The sequence below is a fragment of the Bradyrhizobium sp. 199 genome (genome assembly GCF_023073355.1).
Lineage (GTDB): Bacteria > Pseudomonadota > Alphaproteobacteria > Rhizobiales > Xanthobacteraceae > Bradyrhizobium.
The window spans coordinates 153,909-175,669 of record NZ_JADPJI010000002.1; the positions used below are offsets into that span (position 1 = coordinate 153,909).

Consider the following 21,761-nt stretch of genomic DNA (forward strand, 5'->3'; position numbering starts at 1 on the left):
TTGTGACAGGAGTGTGACGCAGAAGGCGAGCTAGCGTGGATAAAAGCGAAACAATGCCATGCGACAGATTCGATGGTCTCACACCTCACCTCGCCGGTCCTGATTAGCCAGTGAAGATATCTCCACTTTTCTTATGCACATTCAGTCGCCCGCTTGTTCCTCCTTTTCGGCTTCGCTTGCTAGTAGCGACCCTGGGCTGTTGATATGCAATGCGCTTTACGTTGTCCTCCCCTAGACCTCCTTCCTCCGACAATATCTTGAAAGCTTTTGTTCTAGACAACGGACGGTCTGCGTTGCTGTTCAGAAGCTCACTCCGATTGCGCAACACAATAGCTATCCGTTCGACTCTTCTAGGCTCTGCAATTCGCACCATCTGCCAATTATTACGTGCAACTAACTCCTTGGCCACTTCGCGGAAAGGCCGACTCGTCAAGAAATCCAATCTGCGGACCACTTCGGAATTGCGCTCATTAAGATAATCGCTTGAGAGGCCGAACGTCACGGTTATGTGGTCGGCCTTCCAATGCCCTAGCCGTTTTACAAGAACGTGCCGCAATAGGCGGTAGGCGCGTCGAACGTCTTGTCTGTGATGGTTCCGCCAGCCGTCCATAGCTTCGAACAACATTGTTTGGGCGGTGCAATGCAACACAGCCGGGACTTCTATCCTCATTTTTCCTCCCGCTTGCAGCGAGCATCTTCGTTCATTCTCAAACAGAAAGCTGGGTAGTTCAGAATTCGCCAGCAAGCTGTCGTTGCGGCACCTATACAGCGTTTCTCTAGGCGATGCTCAGAATCAACCGAGTTCGCAATAAGGCAAGCGAAATGGTACCGGTTATGCAACATGACAAGAGATTGCTGTCCGCCAACCAAACTGCGGCTCGGAACGAAGCTGTCATTGCATTCGTCTCTTCTATCCACAAGCTCGCGCACGGGCTAAACGGAAAACTCGTCGTATGCGCATTCCATGAAGGGCAATCTGGCGTCGTGACTCACCACGAAGTCGGGGACGTTAGTAGCACCGTCGATGCGGTAAGCGCCCACATCGACACGCAAGGCGCAAATGTCTACATGCCCCTTTGCGTGATGCGTCGTGATCTGCCACGCGGGAAGAAGGGCGGCGAAGCCGATGTTACCGCAGTGCTTGGTCTCGTTGCTGATATGGACGTAGACACAGGCAAGGTCGGTGAAATGCCGATTGTGCCCAGCTATGTAATCGAGACCTCACCAGGCAATTCTCAGCAAGCGATCCTGTTTGATAAACCTCTGTCACCTGAAGAGGCCAAGCCACTCGCCATCGCGCTGAAGAAGGCCAGCAACTCCGATCATGGCACGGCTGATATCTCGCATCTGTGGCGCGTTCCTGGTACGTTGAATTGGCCAACAAAGACGAAGCTTGCGCGTGGGCGGAGTGCTGAAGCGTGCCCGGTATTGATGCGGGAGCCATTCAGGGGGGCAGTCTACGGCGCCGCCACGCTTACTGCGGCGCTCCGCGAATACGTCGAGGAGTCCGAAATCAAAGTCGGTGAGGCTGGCGTCGGTGGCAAGATCGAGCCGACGGAAGTATGGCACCGATTGACGGATATTGCACGCGCGCACCTTTTGAGCGATGGGCAACCCAATCGATCGGACCATCTTGCGCGGATTGTCGAGCAGCTTCACTTCGAAAAGCTATCTTTGGATGAGACAAAAGCCGTTTGCTGCGAGCGGCTAGGCGCGTGGGCAGAGAAGTACGAGTCTGACAAGCGTATGATCAAAGATATCGAGCGAATCTGGCGCAAGTATCCGGCTGAAAAAGAGAAACAACAAGAGAGGGATGCGGAGGCGGGGAAAGCGTTTGTTGCTGCGCAGGTGACGGTTCCGCACGCTCGTCCCCCATTTCTGACGCCACCCACCTTTGATCCGAAGCCTTTCCAGTTGTTGAAGCCGGGCGGCCTTATCACGGACGTTGCAAATTTTGTCCATGATACATCGCCGTCACCGATCCCCGAGTTCGCAATCACATCTGCCCTTGCGTTGCACGCGGCGATGTTTGGGCGTCGATTCCTGACTCCCGATGGGCTTGGTCTGAATCTTTACATCGCAAACGTTGCAGGCTCCGGCTTTGGCAAGGACCGACCTCTGAAAGCACTTGCACAAATTGCGGACGCAATCGACATGGGACACATAGTAGGTCCAAACGATGTGGCTTCGGACTCGGCGATTGAAGTCATACTCCGGCAGAACGCCTGCCAGGTGTTGCCCCTCGATGAAATGGGAATCTTTTTGGGGGCTTCGGGCCGAAATTCCGACTCATATCTGAGGGCTAGGCGCAAAGCCTTACTGGAGTTGTATTCGTCCGCTACATCGCCTTGGGTGGCTAAGGTGCGAGCATCGGACGCTGCAAATGGTAAAGAGCCGAAGCCGAAGATCATATGGCCTACCCTGTCTGTCCTTGGCGCAACTACACCGCCTACGTTCTATGAAGGATTGGAGGATGATGCGTTCGCTAGTGGCTTTATGGCTAGGTTGAACGTTGTTGCGGTCGATCAGCCACCTCAACGTCAGCGAATCAACGGGTACCCTGAAGTACCACGGCAACTCGTTGATCATCTATTAGATGCCGTCAATGTGGAAGGAGGCACTTTCGCGGGGAAGGTCATAGCCGATCCCTATAAGAAGCCCAACTACTTGGTTGTACGTTGGTTCAATGACGAGGCGGCGCTACGCTTAGATCAAATCAGAGACTGGGCACTTCAGGTGGCGCTCGCTGACGAAAGGCGTGGCCAGATCGTCAACCGAGCTGGAGACCACACTAGCAAGCTGGCGACGATCCGAGCAATTTCTCGCGATTCTAAGCGCCCGATGGTTACTGTTGATGATTTGGAATGGGCGTTCGGGATTGTTTTGCGCTCAATCAAGACGGTCGAAGATGGTGCAGAGCGCTTCATGTCGGGTAGCCCGTTCGAAGCCCTTTGCAACGCCATCATAGAAGCCATCAGACAGTGCAGGGACGAAGACGGATTGAAGAACGCCGAGCTACTGCGGAAGCCGGGAGTAAAGCAAGCTGACACGCGGACTGTGGATCAGGCTCTAACACGACTAATTAGTGGGACCGGGCAGGTCGTTAATGTTGGGAAGGAGCGTCTAGGACCTGGAGGAATGGGTGGACGCTATAAGCTGTCCACGGTGCACTGATCCATCACCGGGTGACCGCATAAGCCGAGGCGAATGCCGCCGTCATCCATTCCGGTGGTCACCCGGTGATGGATGGCACCACCCAAAAGAACGCAAAAACGCCGGAGACTAATGTGGTTTTGCTGGTTGGTGTAAGGGTGTAAGGGCGGTTTTTTCTTACTCATTACAGCTTAGCAAAACAGCCCCAACACCAGCGCACCGAGCCACCAAGGGCGGGGCGCATTTGAACGGAACTATGAGACCAAAAACAGCGTGCTCGCTTCGGCAGGCGCGGCAGAACAGCCATGGGAACGAGAATGACCAAAGTACCGAACGTTGAGGATTACAGCCTCGAAGTCCGAGAGGAAGTTTCGAAGGAAGACGATTTAGCTCTGCGGACCAAGGAAGCAGAGCAGCGGGCGTTGATGTTGCGGGACCGCCTTCAAGAAGGTCCGAGTAAGGAAGAGCGCGCGGCAGATGCTGAGCGTGCGGTTAAAGGCGAGCCGCTTGCCGATCTAGACAGCGAATTCAAGACGGCCCTTCGGGAGTTTCGCGCGCTTGAAGATGCGTTGAAGGCGCAAAAAGCCAAAGTGGTGGCCGTTCGGCGAGAAGCTGGTGGAAAGATGTGTGACGAACTGGTGGTGCCACTCTACGCTAAGGCAGAAAAGCGCTTAGCGTCGCTGCTCTTCGACCTCTACACTCAGCATTGCGAGATATTTCGGTTGAAGCGAGGCTTGTTAAACCAGGGTCTCGGCACCTATGGAGTATTCAGACTTGAACCAGAGTTCCTGGGCGTGCCCAACGGCACAAGCGATTTCGAAATCTTTCTGCGGGAATGCGTCAAAGCGGGTCTTCTCCGGTCGTTACCGATGGAATTTCCCCAATGACCAAGCGCGAGTATGAAATTGCGGCCGGACGGCCGCTCGACCTGGAATACGGCGGCGGTGGCTTCGTTTCGGCGGTAGATGGGAAGTCAATCAGCGTTGCTCAGCCGAATGAAGAGGTGCGGCAGCATTTACAGGGCTACGGACTTCGCTGGCGCACAATTGTCGAATACAAAGGTCAATTGATCTATTTCGAGCCGCACGCAATCAAAAATCCAATGTGGGGCGAGCCAAAGCGCCTGCTATTCGATCATGACGAGAGCGAAATTTACGCAACGACTCAGAGCGGGCTGCAACTGCATTGCGACGACTACGGCCTGGCAATGCGGCTTGTTATCGGAAAAGATCCGAAGCGCCGGAAAGCATACGAAACAGTCAAGCGAGGCGAGCGCACCGCCCTTTCGGCTGGCCTGATCATGCACGGCGGAGAGTTCTTCGATATTGAAGGCGCTCGCATCAAGGTGATTAAGTCAGCAACGCTTGAAGAACTGAGTCTTGTGCCAGTCGGGGCATGCAAACCCGCGTTCTGCGGATTGATCGACGCAGATGGCGCGCGCTCACTTGAAGACGACGCGGAGTCGCTTCGCATTCTTAAAGATAGTTCGGCTAACCGCGTCACGAAGGCGCTCGCCGCACTGCAAGAGGCACTTCGAAACCGTCACTAGATACGGGTGTGACGGTCAGCGCTCACGGCGTCCCGACGTTGAGCGCGGCGATATGGTGGCGGGGTGTCCGTTCCCGCCACCAGATCGTTGAGGGTGATTGAGCAGAGGGTCTAGAGCATTCTACAGAGACAGATGCGGCTAACACTGATCGGGGTGCAGTTAGCTCTTCTTCTTCTTGGCCTTTGATTGCTCGCGCTGATTCCCCCGTTCAGGCTTCGTCGAAACGCCAAGATCTTCGAACGTAACTTCGGTGGGCCGCAACACCATGTTTGGCAGTAGTTGGATGCCGTACTTACTTAAGAGGCGACCGGGCGTGAACTTGCCCGCTGTATAATCGTTGTCCGGCTCGTCGTCGGCCGTTATCGTCACAACGAGAGCGCGGGACTTCTGCGTACGAAATATCTTTACCGAAAATCCCTCTGCCGAAAACATCTCGTCGCCGTAACCGCATGTTTTGGTATCTAAAAGTGTGGTCTCTATCGTCTTCTCAAGCCATCGCTGATTCTTCTGGTCCATCTGCTTGAGCTTCTTCACTCTGGAAAGCAGAACTTTCAACTGAGCATAAACAAGGTCGATGTCTTTATCCGGCTCACGAAAAATCATCCTAATAAAGCCGACGTTATCTTCTCCTACAACATCGACAGAACCGCCCTCGAAGATGCCCACCGAACAATTCGAGCATGATGCCCCCTTTTTGATCGAATTAGCATTAAAGACAGAGTGGACGTCGCCCGACGTAATTCCAAGGCCGTTCTGCACAAACCTTCCCGGAAAGAGGTCAGCTTCGTCCGTCGCTAGCCTCTGGACCATCTCGCTGTACGTTTTTGAGAGGCCAGACAGATCAGCCTTCATCGCCTCACCGAGCGAAGCGTAAAACCTCTCACTGCGAATTAGGTCGTGCGAGTGAGTTGCGTTCGCGAAAGAGCTAGTCAGCTTTTGCTTCATTGCTTGGCGCTCATCGGCCGTCATTATCGGCAGAAAGCCCCACTTCCCATAAATGATGTTCTTCATTTTTTCAAAGGACGGATCGCCATCAGTCGTAAGACATGCCTTGTGGTATAGTTCGAAAAACAGATCATCGTATGATAGAGATCTGAATCCGTCGAAAAGATCCATTAAGGCCGCGTCCCTGAAGTACTTAATTGACGCTATGATTGGTTGTTGAACATACACCGTTTGAAAGCTTCGGAGGGGCTGAGCATCCGACAGCTTCTGCCTTCCCATGAATTCCGCCAGCGCCTTAGCGGAGAATTCGTCGGCCTGATCTTCGATTTTGATAAGCTTGGCTCGTTCCCGTTGAATAAAGTAGTTCTGTATTATCTGGTAGAACTCCCCAGCGTTGCCCGCGGTCAAATGACCCAACTCATGAAAAACTACCGGCGCTAACGATGCCTTTATCACATAGTTCAGGCTCTGGAATTGCGCGTCATTGGCTTCCTTGAACACAGATGCGGCAATCGTGGACAGCTTACCGTAGTTGGATATCTCCGATCTTGTAAGTTCAGTCTTGCCCTCTCTGTAAGTGATCTTAATACGATCGATGTCGCCAATTGCTCCTAACATCCGACTCGATCGATACGCCTCAAATATAATCGTGTCCCTGGGAATGGCGGCTCTTAGGTTCAGAAGAGATATTCCGGCCAAGCTTGCTTGCACTCTATACCAAGTGTCTATATTCGCGTTGATTGCAAGATAGTCGATTAATTCGGAATCAATGAAAACGATATTCGGCAGTACCGCGGTCGCATTGTTCTTCAGTCTCTTCAAAATGCTGGCGGTTTCCATATCTTTGATGTCGTTCGATATCTTAGAAGACGGCACAAGGTAGATATGCAAGCCATCGGACGTGTAGGGTTCGTTTATGTGCACAGAGGTAAATTTGCTTCTGACGTTTTCGGACTCGCTAAGCAATTCCCGGATCGGGGCGGAGTGAGTGTTGTCCAGCCGATCATTGACCAGAAGCTCGTCGAACCGCGCGTCAGCTCGACTGGCGATCAACCCGACGACGATACAAATGATAAGCGCCCGCCACATAATATCTACTCCACCTGTTTATTGGTCGATGTCAGTTCGCGGCCGACTATGCTTTGAAAAAAGAAGCCGCTTTGGTAAGCGAACAGAAAATTCAGGAGGTCGCTGTTTGAAGCATCGAGCTTGCCGTATAAGCTCATCAGGACAATAGGAGTTATCATTAGAGGGAAGAAAAGCCCTCTCAGTATGGACCGAAATAGGCTTAGCCGGCTCGCAAGTAGCTTTAGGATAATTTCGTCAGTCGCCGACAGTAGATCGAAGACAATCTTCGAGAATATTCCCACGACCGCTCCGCTTGCTAGCAACAGCGGATTTTTTGGATCTGCCTTGAGGAGTTCGGCGGTCGGCCCATCATTCAGATTGAATTCCGTAAGGCTCTTGGAATGGATGAAGAGCTGCACGGCGAAAAACACTAGAGACAGAAAAAAAGCAGCTACCGCCAGTATCAATAATGAAGGAATCCAGATTTTCGCGCGGTTCCACATCGGAGAATACCCCAAGGAAAAAGACCTGCTAGAAACGAACGCTGCCGAACCGCCCGCTAGCGGTCATAGCCACCCTAAGTAGATTACTTGGATCTTTAGCGAAATGGGAAGCCAAAGGTTCAGCCGGTCGGTCGTTAGAGATACAACCTCTTCTATCAGATGCAGCTCTCCCGCTAAGGGTCGCGCAATGTGTCAAGCGAAGCTGGTCTAAGGGCTGCGGCCGGGGGGGCGTTCGATCCCTAGCACCTAAGGGGCTTCGACCGGTCCATAGGAAAATTCACATATCCGCAAAATGGGGAATCTCGACCTACGGGACGCAGCTCTGAGGAGCTACCTACCCACCTAGAGACATGCTTATCCGTAAATTCACGGGGGTCGGCGCGCGGACTGAGCATCTAATCCGTCCTCTCACAGGAAATAAGGTGGATACTCCATAGATCTTTCCAAAGTTGCATTGATAGCCGGACTAGCGCAGTCCTAGAGTTGCGAACTTTGAAGTGATTGCGCCTGAAAGGTTTTCACCGTGCCCGTTTCCGTTGATGACGTAATCAAAAGCTTGAGACCCGAGCGAACGATATTGTTATTCGGTTCCGGCTCTTCAATGCCCTCCAACGCTCCTAGTGTTCAGGACTTACAAAGACACTTCGAGAGCAAATTCGGCATCTCCGCGTCTCAGTACAACTTGGCTGAACAGACGAGCATCATCGAAGTCAGCACAAGAGACAGGAAAACACTGATCGCGGAGCTTAGAACAAAATTTAAGGGCTTGGAGCCGACGGGCGCCCTGCTCAACCTCCCACTTCTGCCATGGAAATGCATATTCACTACGAATTATGACACGCTTATTGAAGATAGCTATAAGCGCCGTTCAGCGTCTTGCGCAGTGTATTCTTGCAATTTTGACTTTGGCGTAGATCGTGATCCCGATGCGATTCAGATTTTCAAAATTCACGGAACGATTGATAAAGATGTTGCTGACGGAAACAAGTCTCGAATAATCCTCACCGAAGGCGACTATGATCAAACTGCCGATTTCCGTGAGCAGTTGTGGGACCGCTTGCGCGCCGACATTGCTGGCAACCATCTAATCGTCATTGGGCACTCGCTTGCAGATCCAGACATTAAGAGTGTGGTTGATCGTGCTCTCGGCCTAATACAAAAGTCAGGAGGTGGTGGCCGGGTAACTCTCTTCTCTTTCACTCGCGACGACGGGCGCGCACTCTTATTTGAGTCGAGGGGTATCTCCGTTTGCTTCGGCGGCATTGATGACTTCTTCGCGGGGCTCACGACGCTGATTGTGCGCCCGCCGGTAGCAGCACCAGCCACCGGCGACCCTCTCGATGAGCAAGCAGGCTTAAGGCCAACAACTATCGATATCGCTCACCAGGTAGCAACTGCCGCACCAAAAGTTAGTGCGATGTTCAATGGCTGGCCAGCATCTTACGCGGATATCGAAGCTGGCTACACATTCAAAAGGAATGTTGTTATCGCTATTGAGGGGCAGTTCTTTAAGTCTGACAAGCACATTGCTGTTGTGCTGGGACCTGCCGGCACCGGCAAGACCACCGCAGCTCGTCAACTGGCGACCAATTTGCTGCGAGCAAAGGTTTTTTGTTGGGAACACAAGCGCGAACAGCCTTTGCTTTCCGAAGCATGGAGGAAGGTAGCGCAATTTCTGAAGAGTAACGGATTAGTCGGCTGCTTGATAATCGATGAAGCTCATCTCGACTTGTCAGATGTTAACAAGCTCTCCGATTACCTAGCCTCTGACGCCAACGTGTCTTTGAAGCTCGTACTTATATCCTCTGTGAATCACTGGCATCCGCGAGTTAAGGTGCCGAGTCTGCACAAGGCCGCGCAAGAATATAATCTCAATCGTGTTCAATCGAATGAAATTGATCGACTTCTGGACCTCGCGGAGCAGATAAAAGATATTCGCGATTTGGTCGAGCGAGGCTTTGCAGGGTTTTCGCGGCCGGAACGCAGGCGAAGGCTCACGGAGCGATGCGAAGCGGACATGTTTGTCTGCCTTAAGAATATTTTCTCATCTGACAATTTTGACGACATCATACTACGCGAGTACGCGACTCTGAATCCGACACTTCAAGATGTATACAAGAGCGTTGCGGCTATGGAATGGGCGGGCGTTCACGTTCATCGTCAATTGATCATACGTTTACTCGGCATAGGAGCTTCGTATGTCTCAAACGTAGTGACAGATCTCGCAGACATAATTCATGAAGAGACGGTAGATGAGCGTCAGGGGATATTTGCTTGGAGAGGGCGACACCTAGTGATCATGGGTATCATCGCTCAGCAAAAATACTACCTTGAAAACAGCCGGTTCGAACTTTTTAAGCGCGTTGTCGCAGCGATTTCTCCAACGTATGAAATCGAGATTCGAACTATCCGAGAACTATGCAATGTCGAGACTGGCCTGGCGACGCTCACCGACAAGAGGGAGCAAAACATTATCCTTAGGATGATGATTTCAACCGCTCCACGGGAACGGGTGCCACGGCATCGTCTAATGCGGAACCTAATCGCATTGGGCGAGTACGATCAGGCGGATACAGAAATGCGTCTCTTCCAAAAGGACTTTCGCAGCGCCGATGGGCCAACCACACGATATAAGATCGACTTGGCAGTGGCCCGTGCGATACGCTCTCCGGGCTTAATGGACGAAGACCGCATAGTGCTTTTGGAAAAAGCGCGTGAAGCGGCGGCGGCGGCGGCGGAACGATTCGCAGTTAACAAAGCAGTTCTCACTGCATATTGCGAAGTAGGACTGGCGACGATGAAACTGACTCGCCGGCCTGACGTATTCTACGCGGCAATAGCGCAACTGAAAGACGCAGAGGACCAAACTGAGGATACAGACATCAGCCGGCGGGTTGCTCGTCTTGAGGCACGAATGAGGAGCCTTGGTTCCGGCGTGGATGTGGACGTTGGACCAACCGAACTTGAATTTGAAGACTGACTGGCCAAGTACGCCCGAGCCGTGCAGCGGTCAGAAATGGCGCAACGCCAACTAGACTCTGCCATTTCAAATGCTTCAATCGTACCAATCTTTCCGATCACGCGGCAGCACTCGCCCGCGCGCGTAGCCAGGCGATGCAAGCTCTTGAAGACGGTGCTCAAGGTACTCGTTCGCCACGATCAGCGCTTTGACCGCTTCGCGCGCATCGCCACCGCAAGCGGCTATGGCTTGATCCGCCGCCACTTCGAGCGGATCGGGATCGGGCGGATGGCTTGGGGCGGAAACAGGCATTTGGCGAGTGTACCAGCTTTGTTCTCGTTCGCAATATGTCCTATTGAGCTTTGCTGATCAGTCCGACTTCCTCTGTTTCATGGAAACGAGCGGTAGCGAACGGTAAATTGTCATAGCGGCCTGTCCCACCTCTGAAGTGGGTGTGTGTCGCAATAAGAATGCAAGAGGCGTGTGGTGGATTTCAAGTCGCCAAGGTTCCGACTCTGCTCGCCGCGTGAAAGAGCGGCCAAGTTCAATCCTGAAAGAAAACCAGTTACCCAACCGACAAAGGTATTGTCGGCCCCGGTGGGGTCCGCCTTGTAAAGGCTGCTATACTGTCCGCAGGTTGCGGTACCTGCGCCAAGAGCCGCAACTTCAATCGAATTAGCGGAAGCGTCGGTGGCAGCCAGTAAGCAGAAGACTCCAGCAAGCCTATTCCGCATTTTTTCCTTCGCGAAATTTGTCGTTGTGGCGCGTTTAGCAATCAATACACTGTCCCCTCATTGTCTACGACCCGATAGGTTGCAGTGCCTATTGGGCGTTGCAGTATCGTCAGGTAGAAGCGGGCTGCCTGGTCGGCTTCTTCCTTGGTAAAGAATTCTTCCGCAATCGTGTGGATGCTGATTCCGGCATCGTCGGGACCGTGCAAGTCAACCAACACAATTTGAGCTTTAAACATTTGCACAATGTGGCACCATGCTTCGGATTTAGCCACCAAAGCAAGCTTATCCACGGTTGGTAGCCTCTTCGCTTCCAGCGGATAATTGTCCACACCCACCACAACGGGTAGGTCAATCGCATACGCACGACCAATAGATTGATAATTTGATCAAGCCCGTCCGGTGCGCTTCTCTGTAGCGCGATGACCACCAAATCCCGCGAATACCTCTACGGCACGCAGATAAGAATGTCGGCCGAACGCGCCAAGGAAGCGCGCAAGGCCGCTGACAAGCTTGCATGCGAAGCATGGAATTACCGAATGCTTGGCTACAAGGGACCCGCGCAGCCATTACCGACAATCGCGACGCCATCAACGGCGGTTACCCATACTTGGAAGTTCGCTGCCTGGGCTGCAATACCAACCAAGCCGTAGCCTTGGAAATCGTTAGGCGCGCGAAGACGACGCCGATTCATGAATTGGAGCGGTACTTGCGTTGCAAGGACTGCTCGGCAGTGCGACGCTATCCATATAAGCGAAGCGCATTGGTCGCGCTTCGACCAACGGAGATATCGGCTCGCCATCCGCCTTCAACTTGGTGGCCGGGAGAACGATAGGGAGAAGCATTGATGTCCTTGACGTTGAATTTCCAATGGGAAGAGGCACCGGGAGCAAAGACCCTAAGTAATCCGACTAAACCTCGCCCGGCCAATGAATTTGGCGACGCCCCGGCCGGACAGACTGCGCGCCAGTCGGCCTTCTATAGGAATTTGGTTCGACTCGCCGAACAGACTCAATCAAAGACACTTCCAATCGCATTCATGACGGCAGATGGCGTAGCAAAGCGAATGGATCACGGGTGCATGACGATCGCGGCGCATGCGCGTTTCATAGAACCGCTTCAGAATTCGGTCAGTGGTGGAGTCGAGACCGTTACCTTGACTTGGAATCCATCGATCTGACGGCCCATGTGCAATCTTTACAGCATCACCACGAACCAAGCTGCCATTGCCGCGCTCTTTCGCATCGTCAATCGATACGTCGGCAACCTCGCGCCAATGCCCGGCGTGTTTCCCGACTACCCCGCGCCTGTAGTGCGAAACACCGACAGCGGGACAGAATTGGCGCTTATGCGTTGGGGCATGCCGCCGCCGCCTCGCACAGGTGGTCCACCGGTCACAAACATTCGCAACACGTCATCGCCGCATTGGCGAGGATGGTTAAAGCCAGAGAACCGCTGTCTTGTCCCATTCAACAGTTTCGCCGAATACGCGTCCGAACCAAACCCTGAGACCAAGAAAAAAGACGTAGTATGGTTCGCCTTGAACGAAAACAGGCCGCTTACCGCATTCGCTGGCATCTGGACCGTCTACAAGGGTGACCGTGGCACGAAGTCAAAACCGGTATCTGGCCCGCACAATGTTTATGGGTTTCTAACCACCACGCCTAACGGCACCGTCGAGCCGATTCACCCCAGGGCAATGCCGGTGATCCTCACGACGGATGAGGAACGGAACGTGTGGATGCGGGCGCCTTGGGACGAAGCTAAGGCGTTGCAGAGGCCGTTAGCGGATGGTCGATTGATGATCGTGGGCCGGGGAGCGGAAAAGGAAGATCATGGCGTCTAACTCAGAAGGCATTCGGTTCTTAGAGAGCACTACAAATCTCAAAAAAGTTATCAAGCGCGTCTCGGGACGAACGCCTAGCACCGAAGTGGCGCGTGATATTTCCGCTTGCTTACAACAAGGGCGTCTTTTTTTTGATGCGGCAACGGCCTCGCCGCTACAAATACGGCCATTGCAATTGTATTACGGAATGGAGGGCTTCGCTAAAGCTATGGTCCTCGCCCGAACTCTCCGCTCCATTTCAACGCTTGTGCAATCGCACGGACTGTCCGACGTGTCAGACGATGCGACAACGATAGCGGGGATGAAAGTAAAATTTCTAGAAGCAGGTATTTTTCAAGATTTTAATGACACGGTGGCGCAGTTGGGTGTCCTAAAGTACTATGACGGCTCAATGCCTAAGCAGGAAGCCAAGCCATTTGAGTCGGCTATCCGCGTGGCGGGCACCGAGACAACTTTAGAAGAGTTGCTGAGGAGGATTCCAAGCTTGCAACGATCATTCCGCCGCACGTTCGGTAATGATCCCCTGTGTTGGTCCGTTGACATCAATTACAATCACGGATTGGTCGATCTTAGGATCGATGACCCTATCCTGTTTGCGGGAAAAGACGGGTTACGCGATATAGTCGCAAAATGGCGAGCAAAATTTCCTTGGTTAAATAACTGGTGTTTTTCTCATGCAACTCTCGCCTGGAATAACTCTGTTCTGATTTTTACAAATAGAGAAAAGCCGCGATCTGGCGAGTTGGCCGATGAAAACCTAATTCAAGCTAACGACGGATTCTCTGCTAAAACCAATAACGAGAGTGGAGTGTACTGGCTTGACATTCTTCCTCCGCTAACCGGAGGAGTAGAAGGTGATCGTTTGGCGATGATAGACAAGTTGAACGGAGTCGAACTCCCGGATTCCAGCATTCAATTTGCTGCGGCCTTTTTGCTGAGTTCGTTAGCTCGTTATCGTCCGCAGGTGTGGCAGCATGCGCTCTCGCATTCCGATACTCAGAATAAAGTCGCCGACGATGGAGCGCTTTCGCTCATCGAGGATTTCATGGAATCGGCTCTGAACAACTTTCCGACGCTGGTGCGGCAGGTAATTGATCCGAGCGTGTAAACGGTTCAATTGCGGATCGTTTTTTTGGAACGAACGCTACCCTTCCGTCTTGAATCGGCCGTATGCGTGGGAGTCCACCAGTCGGCGTAAAAGCCCGCTTCCCGGGCTTTATCGAACCCGCTTTAGCCACCCTAATGGGTCGGGTACCGAGCGGGGATAGGTGGATTCACGAGATCAAATTTGACGGCTACCGCGTTCAAGTGCACATTGCGAACTCAGACGTGAAGGTCTTCACACGCCGTGGTCACGATTGGACACACCGCTTCCGCAAGATCGCGCATGACGCCTTCCAGGTAAAAGCTGAGACCGCGATTATAGATGGCGAAGTCGTCGTTCCCGCCGCCGACGGTACGACTGACTTCTCAGTTCTTCAGAATGAATTGAAAGGCCGGTCTACTAAAATCGTAATGGTGGCTTTCGATCTTCTGTACCTGGACGGCCGCGATCTGCGCGCAGTGCCGCTCTTTGAGCGTAAGGCGTTACTGCGCAAGATCATCAGCGGGACAGATATTCAGTTTAGCGAAAGCTTTGAAATCGACGGCCATGACATGTTCAAGCACGCGTGCAAAACCGGCTTGGAAGGAGTCGTTTCGAAAGTCCGTGACGGTCGATATGAAAGCGGGAGAGGCAATGTCTGGATCAAAGCGACGTGTGCCCAACGTGAAACGCTCGCCATCGCCGGATACGCTTTAGACGTACCAAGTGGGATGGCATGTACATCGGCCGTCGCAACGGCAGTGACTTCGTGTACGCCGGGAAAGTCGATCACGGCTTCTCGCCTGACGACGCCAAAGAACTACAGCGAAAACTCAAGCCTCTGGTACGAAGAACCCAACCCTACACAAAATGCATTGCGCATCGCGGCGTTTGGGTCGAACCGAAGCTTTTGGCCGAAGTCGAATATCGTGCAAAGAGCGCCGAAGGGAAGTTGCGGCATGGGTAGAATGGGCGGAAAAGCCACCGAGTGACCGGCGTACGATCCCGGCTGAACTTTTCCACGCCGTCACGGGTCTGCCTGAGGTCGATCAGCTTGACCGGGAGAAAGTCAACGAAGCCGCGCGACAACAGCCTCCCGTTGTTTGGATTTACGAAGAAAGCGGCAAGAATATCGACGATGTCTATTGGGTGAAGGTCTTCGCCACTGAAGAAGCCCCCGACGCATGGCTCGCCGAAAACGATCCTGAAGGTGTCGTTTGGGCTTACCCTGTTCGAGGTGAGACTTAACCATGGCGAGCATTTGGCTATACGTCAACGTCGAGAACGATTGCGTGAAGGTCTTCGCTTCGAGCGATTCGGCCGTCGAATGGCTTCGCGAAAACGATCCTGAAGGCGCGGCAGTTGAATATCCGATTGAGGAAGAACACGCGCCGTCGATCATACCGAAACGCTCAGATATTCAGACTCTGTTATCGGCGTTTCTGGAAGCTCGTTCTGTGTTGAGTCACTATCTCATCCCCGCCGTCCCACGGAGTGCAGAATTCACAGTAGAGAAGCTGATGGACGCACTCACGAATGACGATGTGTTAGCCGCAATCAGTCGGATCGAAGGGCGCCAGCGGTTTGGTCTAGTTGAAGTTGATTGCGCCACCTGAAATTCAACCTAGGTTTGGTTCACCGGATGGGAGCATGGTTTAGGATCGCAGGCGCCGATCAATTAATCGCCCGACAATCCATGAACGTTCCTCGTTGCACACCATGCGAGACCATTCGCGAATTGGTCCGATTTGAGCCAGTGGCGGAAAAATACGAACTCCGCTCTTACGAATGTCCGTCATGTCGAAGCGTGTTGAACATGGTGGAGCGCAAAGAGCCGACGATGTTCCCGCGACAGGTCAGGAACTTATCCTGAGCGGGACTCTTTAGATCGATCCATTCGCAAGGATTGGTCATGGCCATCGACGCATTCGCAGGCACCTCGCTGTTGTTTCTTCCTGAAAAGTTCTTCGTCGGCCGCTTGGAAGGTTGGGCGGTAGTCGAAAGCCTTGTTGGCGGGCTGCTTAAGCGCGCAAGCATCGCCGCCCATGGCGAACTGGACGCGGATACTGACACAGTTGTTTTTACGGAAACCTATACCTTTGATGACGGACAGAGCGACACACTACGCTGGACGATCCACAAAAGCGGCGAAGGCCAATACACAGGGCTTCAAAATCGCCTAGAAGGCGAAGCCGTTGGCAAGCAAGCCGGTTGCGCCTTCCATTGAAAGTATAAGCGTGACACACCGCAAGGCGACGGGAAATCGATCAAGCTGAACTTCGATGACTGGTTTTATGCGATAGACGAAAAAGGCTTGCATCGTTCGGGGTAGCGCGGGGCGCGCGGGCATTCCGTTTGCGACAGCGCACGTTACGTATCGGAAGGTTTAGGCAATCTGCCTCGTCGCTTACTTTAGCAATTGTTTGTTCCGGCGTTTGGGTCACGAACCCTGGATGCTCCCGCAACGGAGTATCATGCCGCCCGTCGTTCATTAGGGGGCGCCTTTGCGTTCAATTTGGAAAAGATCGTCTTCGACGCGGCGTGGGCATATTTTAGGAGCATTGTTGCATCCCGGTGGCCGCTTATCGCGGCGACTTCTGGGATAGTTAGCCCTAGTTCAAAAAAGCGACTGATTGCTTCATGGCGAAGGTCATGAAATCGCAAGTCATCGATGCCAGCACGCTCAGTAATGCGATCCCAAGCTAAGTGTATCGCGTTCCCTGTCATGGAAAACAGGCGCCCGTCGATTGAAGACCGACGTGGTAACGTCTTCACGGCGTGATGCGAAAGCGGAATTGTCCTCGCGTGACCGTTCTTGGTGACGGGAATTGTTAGAAGTCTCCTCTTAAGGTCGAGGTCCTTCCATTGCATATTTGCGATTTCGCCTCGCCTCATCCCCGTCGCGAGCGCAAATTGGATTATCTGCGAGATCGTGGGGCTTCGGCAAGAGCGAGTGGCCTTCAATAATCTGTTCAATTCTCCGGGGCGCAATCGGCGAGTCCGCATGCGCATCGCCGCCGAGAAGCCAAGCGCTTTGATAGGATTGTCTCTGACCGGAATCGCCCAATCGCGCTTCGCAACTTCAAACATGTGTTGGATGGGGTTCAACTGTCGCTTGAGCGTTGTGGGCGCGACGAACGCCAAACGACGATCACGATAACGCGCGAAATCGGCCGTACCCAATTGTGAAAGCGGCAATTTGCAGATGGGGTCGCGGAGCATCTGTGCGAGCACAGACTGTTCAATCTTTGCACCACGCTTTTTGGGTGTCACTTCGGTGCGGTAGCGGCTGATCAGATCGGCCAAGGTTATTGTCTTGAGCGTACCAGTGTCGGCAGGCAGGTCGGAGCGGTCCGCCCGAATTTCCATTTGCCTCGCCCAAGTCTGCGCGTCCTTCCTCCTGAGGAAGGATTTGGACACGGCCCCAGCGCCTGCCCGCCTGACCTGAACCTGCCATTTTTCGCCTCGTTGCCGAATGGTCGCCATGAATCGCCTCGCTGTGACACGGTTGTGACAGCGAGCTTTTCGGTGGCTGGGGGGCCGATCTGGCTAAAAGCCTTTAAAACAAGGCTTCCAAGGCTGGCGCACCCGACACGATTCGAACGTGTGACCTTTGCCTTCGGAGGGCAACGCTCTATCCAGCTGAGCTACGGGTGCTAGTCGAAGTTCATTTAGCCGATTGGCGGGGGGCGGGCAACCGCTTCTCGCCTATCTCGCGCGGGCTGATTTGCGCCGGTCAGGCGCCGGAACCGCTGCAGCCTCCCGGCCGAGGCCGGCGAGCTCGGCCAGCACCCTTTCGGCGCAGATGACCCGGTTGCGGCCGAGACGTTTGGCCACATAGAGCGCTTCGTCGGCCGCGCCGAGCAGCCGGTCGGGACCGCCATCGGACCCACCTGGAATGTGGCTGGCGACGCCGACGCTGAGGGTGACGTGGTCGCCGGCGCCCGCGGCGCCGTGGGCGATCCGCAAGGCCATGACGGCGCAGCGGATCTCGTCGGCGATGACGCAGGCGGTATCGCAATCCATGTCCGGCAGGATCAGCGCGAACTCCTCGCCGCCGTAGCGGCTGGCGAGATCGAGCGGACGCACGGCATGCCGGCTGACGACGGTGGCGACCGCGCGCAGGCATTCGTCGCCAGCCTGGTGGCCGTGCTGGTCGTTGAACAGCTTGAAATGATCGACGTCGACGAACAGCAGCGCCAGCGGCTTCTGCGTGCGGTGGGCGCGATCCCATTCGCTCATCAGCATCTGGTCGAACGAGCGGCGGTTCGACAGGCCTGTCAGGCCGTCCTTGGTGGCGAGCTCCTTCAGCGCCATCTCGGCGCGCTTCTGGTCGGTGAGATCGCGCAGCGTCTCCACCACCGCGATCAAATTACCGGCTTCGTCGTGGATCGGGCCGGCGTCGATGGCAAGATAGAGCTGGTTGCCGAGCTTCGGCATCGTGCACCAGTTCTCCGCGGAAAAGCCGAGCCCGTTATGGCCGCGCGCCGCATATTCCGAATAGAATTCCGGCAATTGCTCCGGCCGATCGAGTGCGACGAGATCGGCAAGGCAGGGACGCCTGGTCTCGTAGAAGGCCTGCCAGTGCTTGCTGGTGCCGATCACGTCCGAGGCGGGGACGCCGGTCAGCCGCTCGCAGGCCCTATTCCAGATCACGACGCGGCGCTTCGGGTCGATCACGAAGGTCGGCACCACCAGGTGCTGCATCAGCCGGACGGCATAGGAATCCGCGACGTCGACGGATTTCGCCGAGTTTTTGCGCTTCGTCATCAGGCCACCGCCGCCATCGGCCCAGCACTGCCGGAGCCGAACAATTTCCGCACCTCGCTGGCCGGCTTCGGCGGGCTGAACAGATAGCCCTGCATCTGCGTGCAGCCGAGCGCGCGCAGCAAATCGCGCTGCGCCTCGGTCTCGACCCCTTCGGCGACCGTGGTCATGTTGCTGGCGGCCGCAATGTTCACGACCGCCTGTACGATCACCGGCGCGCCGCTCGCCTCCGCGATGTCGGCGACGAAGCAGCGGTCGATCTTGATCTTGTCAAACGGGAAGCGCTTGAGATAGCTAAGCGAGGAGTAGCCGGTGCCGAAATCGTCGAGCGCGATACGCACGCCGATCGAGCGGAGCTGATGCAGGATCGAGAGCGCAGCCTCGTCGTCGCGGATCAGCACGGCCTCGGTGATCTCGAGCTCGAGCCGGCGCGGGTCCAGCCCGGAGGCGGCGAGTGCGCCCGCGATCTGCAGCGCCAGCGTGTCGCATTTGAGCTGCACCGGCGACACGTTGACTGCGACGCGGATATGCGCCGGCCAGGTCGCGGCTTCGTTGCAGGCCATGCGCAGCACCCAATCGCCGAGCTCGTTGATCAGGCCGGTATCCTCGGCGACCGGAATGAACTCCGCCGGCGACACCATGCCGCGCTCGGGATGCCGCCAGCGCAGCAGCGCCTCGCAGCCCGAGACCTCGTTGGTGCGCAGGTCGACCAGCGGCTGATAGTGGATCTCGAAGCTGCCGTTCACCAGAGCCTGCCGCAAATCCTGCTCCATGCTCAGGCGCGCCTTGGCGCTCGCATCCATCTCCGGTTCGAAGAAGCGATGGCTGCGGCGCCCCTGGGACTTGGCGCCGTACATCGCGAGATCGGCGTTCTTGACGAGCTGGTCGAGATCGGTGCCGTCCTGCGGCGCCAAGGCAATCCCGATGCTTGCGTCGGTCGAGAGCTGATGGCCGAGACAATGATAGGGCTGCCGGATGGCCTGATAGATGCTGGTCACGAACGACAGCACATCGGCAGGGGACTGGATTGCGGTCTGGATCACCGCGAACTCGTCGCCCCCCAGCCGCGCGATCAGGTCGCCCTGCTTGAGGCAGCCGCGGAGACGGCCGGCAATCGCCTTCAACAGCTCGTCGCCGACATGGTGGCCAAGCGAATCGTTGATGCCCTTGAATTCGTCGATGTCGATGTAGAGCAGCGCAAACCGTCCGCCGCCGGCGACATTCGCCAGCTCGCGTTCGATCTGCTCGCGGAACAGCGTGCGATTCGGAAGGTCGGTCAGCGCATCGTAATGTGCCATATGCGCGATCTTTTCGTCGGCGCGTCGTCGTTCGGTGACATCCTCGACGACGTTGATGAGATAGCGCGGCTCGCCCGACTTGTCGCGGATTCCGATCCTGGTCGAGGTGATGTAGCGCAGCCCGTTGGTCTGGCTCTGCCAGGCATGCTCGTCGTTGAACAATCCCTTGGTCATCTGCAGCGCCTTGCTGTCGTCGTCGGTGACGACCCTGGCGATAGCCTCCGGGTACATGTCAAAGGGAGTCTTGCCAACGATGTCTTCACTCGACTGTCCGAATTGCTCCTCTGCGATCCGGTTGACCAACAGATATTGACGCGTTTGAGCGTCCTTCACCGTAATCTGCGATGGGATGTGGTCGATGATCTCGCGCAGGAACATGTAATTGCGGTCGCGTTCCTGCTCCAGATTGCGACGCTCGGTGATGTCTTCGATGGTGGCCACCCACCCGCCCTGCGCGAGCGGAGTGTTGATGACCTGGAAAGCGCGGCCGTTGGGCAGCTCGTGGACCCTGGTGGAGACCGTGCCTTCGCCGACGATCCTCATGACTTCGGCGCAGAATTCCTCGACATTGCCATCGAACGCGCCACGCTGCTTGCGATGGTACATCGCCTCGCGGATGTGGCAGCCGGGCTTGATGACGCCGTGGGAGAGACCGAACATCTCGGCATAGCGGCGGTTGCAGGTGACGATGTAGCCGCTCGCGTCGTATAGGATCAGCCCCTGGGTCATGTTGTTGAGGGCGGTGTCGAGCCGCAGCCGCTCCGCTTCCAGCCGTTCCCGGGCGTCGCGGTTCTGCCGGTTGATCTGGCGAATGATCAGATAAAGAATTAGCGCGATGACGCCGGCCGAGAAGCTCGCCGTCGCAACCATGAAGCTCGTCTGCTGCCGCCAGTCGGCCAGCGCTGCCGCCGTGGTGCTGGTCGCGATGATGACCAGCGGGAAATGCGACAGCGATGCCGCCGATCCGAGGCGATCCTCGCCGTCGATCGGTCCCTTGACGCGTAGGGTGTGCAGGCCACCTTCGGCCAGCATTTTGCGCATCAGCGGGGCGTCCTTGAAATTCCTGCCGATCAGCTCTTCGACATGCGGAAAGCGCGCCAGCATCTTGCCTTCGCGGTCGAACAGCGAGATCGCCGTGCCCTCGGCAAGCGCGACAGATGCAAAATACTGCTGGTAACTGTCCGGATCGATGCGCCGGACCATCGCGCCGAGGAAAGTGCCGTCGGCACCGTTTAATCGCCGTGCGACGATCGTGGTCCATTTGCCGATGATGAAGCTGCGGACCGATTCCAGGATGACCGATTCCGCCATCGGATCGGATTTGAATGTCTGGAAATAGGCGCGCGAGGAGACGTTGATCTTGGGCAACGGCTGGGCCCGCGACCAGTTCACCAGTTCGCCATCGGCATCGTAGATTGCGATGTCGCCGAGATAGGACACGGAGCTGATCTTGCTGCGCAGCATCTGGTTGGTCGCAAGTCCGGACATGCGCTCGTGGAACATCGCGGGCGAGGTGATCTCCGGCAGGTTCATCTGCCCGATCACATCGGCGGCGACCACGTCGGAATCTTCAAACTGCTGATCAAAGTGCCGCGCGATCAGCTGCACCGTGTTTTCCAGCTCGCGCTCGCGGTTCGCCAGGGTACGTTCGCGGAATTCGCCGACGGCCATGGCGGTCACGGCGAAGATCCCCGCGACCAGCAGCACGCCGCACAGGGTCAGCCAAAGCACCGGTCCGCGCCGAATCACTGCTTCCCAGCCGTTCCTGGCGGCTAGAGGCATTCCGGCTGCGACTCCTGACAAGACCTGGCGCATTCCCCCTCCCTGGAGGGACAGAAATACACCGCACAAATGGCGT

16 protein-coding genes, 1 tRNA gene and 2 pseudogenes are annotated in these 21,761 nt (G+C 55.4%); 11 read left to right on the plus strand and 8 right to left on the minus strand.

Annotation, left to right across the window (positions count from 1 at the left end; all coding sequences use genetic code 11):
• Positions 1–852: 852 nt before the first annotated feature.
• From IVB28_RS00715 to IVB28_RS00725, 3 genes are all read left to right on the plus strand, one after another.
• The gene (locus IVB28_RS00715; protein WP_247524154.1) at positions 853–3,174 is read left to right on the plus strand and encodes a DNA-primase RepB domain-containing protein; all 2,322 of its coding nucleotides are present in this window, start codon (positions 853–855) and stop codon (positions 3,172–3,174) included.
• Positions 3,175–3,470: 296 nt separating this feature from the next.
• Positions 3,471–4,040 carry a hypothetical protein gene (locus IVB28_RS00720; protein ID WP_247524155.1) on the plus strand — a complete coding sequence of 190 codons (570 nt, stop codon included), beginning with the start codon at positions 3,471–3,473 and terminating at the stop codon, positions 4,038–4,040.
• Positions 4,037–4,702, plus strand: a complete 666-nt coding sequence (locus IVB28_RS00725) for an HK97 family phage prohead protease (protein WP_247524156.1) — start codon at positions 4,037–4,039, stop codon at positions 4,700–4,702. Before IVB28_RS00720 ends, IVB28_RS00725 begins: the two co-directional genes overlap by 4 nt.
• Before the next feature lie 159 nt (positions 4,703–4,861).
• On the opposite strand, the gene IVB28_RS00730 is transcribed toward IVB28_RS00725, so the two are convergent.
• Both IVB28_RS00730 and IVB28_RS00735 read right to left on the minus strand, forming a co-directional pair.
• Positions 4,862–6,736: a hypothetical protein gene (locus tag IVB28_RS00730; protein WP_247524157.1), complete on the minus strand. Its 1,875-nt coding sequence runs from the start codon at positions 6,734–6,736 to the stop codon at positions 4,862–4,864.
• Between the two features lie 5 nt (positions 6,737–6,741).
• Entirely contained in the window at positions 6,742–7,218 is a 477-nt protein-coding gene (locus tag IVB28_RS00735) for a hypothetical protein (protein ID WP_247524158.1), read from the minus strand.
• 523 nt (positions 7,219–7,741) lie between these two features.
• On the opposite strand from IVB28_RS00735, the gene IVB28_RS00740 reads away from it, so the two are divergent.
• Positions 7,742–10,198, plus strand: a complete 2,457-nt coding sequence (locus tag IVB28_RS00740; RefSeq protein WP_247524159.1) for an SIR2 family protein — start codon at positions 7,742–7,744, stop codon at positions 10,196–10,198.
• Between the two features lie 75 nt (positions 10,199–10,273).
• Here IVB28_RS00740 and IVB28_RS00745 read toward each other — a convergent pair whose 3' ends face one another.
• Complete coding sequence (locus IVB28_RS00745; protein ID WP_247524160.1) at positions 10,274–10,489, minus strand: hypothetical protein; 216 nt, start codon at positions 10,487–10,489, stop codon at positions 10,274–10,276.
• Positions 10,490–10,952: 463 nt separating this feature from the next.
• Positions 10,953–11,201 (minus strand): hypothetical protein, encoded by a 249-nt coding sequence (locus IVB28_RS00750; RefSeq protein ID WP_247524161.1) that lies wholly within the window; start codon positions 11,199–11,201, stop codon positions 10,953–10,955.
• Positions 11,202–11,330: 129 nt separating this feature from the next.
• Here IVB28_RS00750 and IVB28_RS00755 point away from each other — a divergent pair.
• From IVB28_RS00755 to IVB28_RS00785, 7 genes and pseudogenes are all read left to right on the plus strand, one after another.
• Positions 11,331–11,743, plus strand: a pseudogene (locus tag IVB28_RS00755) (hypothetical protein).
• Positions 11,744–11,755: 12 nt separating this feature from the next.
• A complete protein-coding gene (locus tag IVB28_RS00760) occupies positions 11,756–12,088 on the plus strand; it encodes a hypothetical protein (protein ID WP_247524162.1) in 333 nt (110 codons plus the stop codon).
• A 6-nt stretch (positions 12,089–12,094) separates the two neighbouring features.
• Positions 12,095–12,754: an SOS response-associated peptidase family protein gene (locus IVB28_RS00765; RefSeq protein ID WP_247524163.1), complete on the plus strand. Its 660-nt coding sequence runs from the start codon at positions 12,095–12,097 to the stop codon at positions 12,752–12,754.
• Positions 12,744–13,862: a YaaC family protein gene (locus IVB28_RS00770; protein ID WP_247524164.1), complete on the plus strand. Its 1,119-nt coding sequence runs from the start codon at positions 12,744–12,746 to the stop codon at positions 13,860–13,862. The genes IVB28_RS00765 and IVB28_RS00770 overlap by 11 nt, the downstream gene beginning before the upstream one ends.
• 62 nt (positions 13,863–13,924) lie before the next feature.
• A pseudogene (ligD, locus tag IVB28_RS00775) lies at positions 13,925–14,805 on the plus strand (non-homologous end-joining DNA ligase).
• Positions 14,806–15,088: 283 nt separating this feature from the next.
• Positions 15,089–15,454, plus strand: a complete 366-nt coding sequence (locus IVB28_RS00780; protein WP_247524165.1) for a hypothetical protein — start codon at positions 15,089–15,091, stop codon at positions 15,452–15,454.
• 296 nt (positions 15,455–15,750) lie between these two features.
• Entirely contained in the window at positions 15,751–16,065 is a 315-nt protein-coding gene (locus tag IVB28_RS00785; protein ID WP_346730704.1) for a DUF3833 family protein, read from the plus strand.
• Positions 16,066–16,310: 245 nt separating this feature from the next.
• On the opposite strand, the gene IVB28_RS00790 is transcribed toward IVB28_RS00785, so the two are convergent.
• The 4 genes from IVB28_RS00790 to IVB28_RS00805 all read right to left on the minus strand — a co-directional run bounded on the left by IVB28_RS00790 (position 16,311) and on the right by IVB28_RS00805 (position 21,718).
• On the minus strand, positions 16,311–17,324 hold the full coding sequence (locus tag IVB28_RS00790; RefSeq protein ID WP_247524166.1) for a site-specific integrase: 1,014 nt from the start codon (positions 17,322–17,324) through the stop codon (positions 16,311–16,313).
• A 94-nt stretch (positions 17,325–17,418) separates the two neighbouring features.
• Positions 17,419–17,495, minus strand: a tRNA-Arg gene (locus IVB28_RS00795).
• 51 nt (positions 17,496–17,546) lie between these two features.
• Positions 17,547–18,608: a diguanylate cyclase gene (locus tag IVB28_RS00800; protein WP_247524167.1), complete on the minus strand. Its 1,062-nt coding sequence runs from the start codon at positions 18,606–18,608 to the stop codon at positions 17,547–17,549.
• Entirely contained in the window at positions 18,608–21,718 is a 3,111-nt protein-coding gene (locus IVB28_RS00805; protein ID WP_247524168.1) for an EAL domain-containing protein, read from the minus strand. Before IVB28_RS00805 ends, IVB28_RS00800 begins: the two co-directional genes overlap by 1 nt.
• Positions 21,719–21,761 lie beyond the last annotated feature (43 nt).

What these genes read in the sequence shown, in the direction of transcription:
- IVB28_RS00770 (WP_247524164.1), top strand. Translation starts at nt 12,744, where the DNA reads ATGGCGTCTAACTCAGAAGGCATTCGGTTCTTAGAGAGCACTACAAAT.
- IVB28_RS00800 (WP_247524167.1), bottom strand. Translation starts at nt 18,608, where the DNA reads ATGACGAAGCGCAAAAACTCGGCGAAATCCGTCGACGTCGCGGATTCC.
- IVB28_RS00730 (WP_247524157.1), bottom strand. Translation starts at nt 6,736, where the DNA reads ATGTGGCGGGCGCTTATCATTTGTATCGTCGTCGGGTTGATCGCCAGT.
- IVB28_RS00725 (WP_247524156.1), top strand. Translation starts at nt 4,037, where the DNA reads ATGACCAAGCGCGAGTATGAAATTGCGGCCGGACGGCCGCTCGACCTG.
- IVB28_RS00765 (WP_247524163.1), top strand. Translation starts at nt 12,095, where the DNA reads ATGTGCAATCTTTACAGCATCACCACGAACCAAGCTGCCATTGCCGCG.
- IVB28_RS00785 (WP_346730704.1), top strand. Translation starts at nt 15,751, where the DNA reads ATGGCCATCGACGCATTCGCAGGCACCTCGCTGTTGTTTCTTCCTGAA.
- IVB28_RS00805 (WP_247524168.1), bottom strand. Translation starts at nt 21,718, where the DNA reads ATGCGCCAGGTCTTGTCAGGAGTCGCAGCCGGAATGCCTCTAGCCGCC.
- IVB28_RS00760 (WP_247524162.1), top strand. Translation starts at nt 11,756, where the DNA reads ATGTCCTTGACGTTGAATTTCCAATGGGAAGAGGCACCGGGAGCAAAG.
- IVB28_RS00720 (WP_247524155.1), top strand. Translation starts at nt 3,471, where the DNA reads ATGACCAAAGTACCGAACGTTGAGGATTACAGCCTCGAAGTCCGAGAG.
- IVB28_RS00790 (WP_247524166.1), bottom strand. Translation starts at nt 17,324, where the DNA reads ATGGCGACCATTCGGCAACGAGGCGAAAAATGGCAGGTTCAGGTCAGG.
- IVB28_RS00745 (WP_247524160.1), bottom strand. Translation starts at nt 10,489, where the DNA reads ATGCCTGTTTCCGCCCCAAGCCATCCGCCCGATCCCGATCCGCTCGAA.
- IVB28_RS00735 (WP_247524158.1), bottom strand. Translation starts at nt 7,218, where the DNA reads ATGTGGAACCGCGCGAAAATCTGGATTCCTTCATTATTGATACTGGCG.
- IVB28_RS00780 (WP_247524165.1), top strand. Translation starts at nt 15,089, where the DNA reads ATGGCGAGCATTTGGCTATACGTCAACGTCGAGAACGATTGCGTGAAG.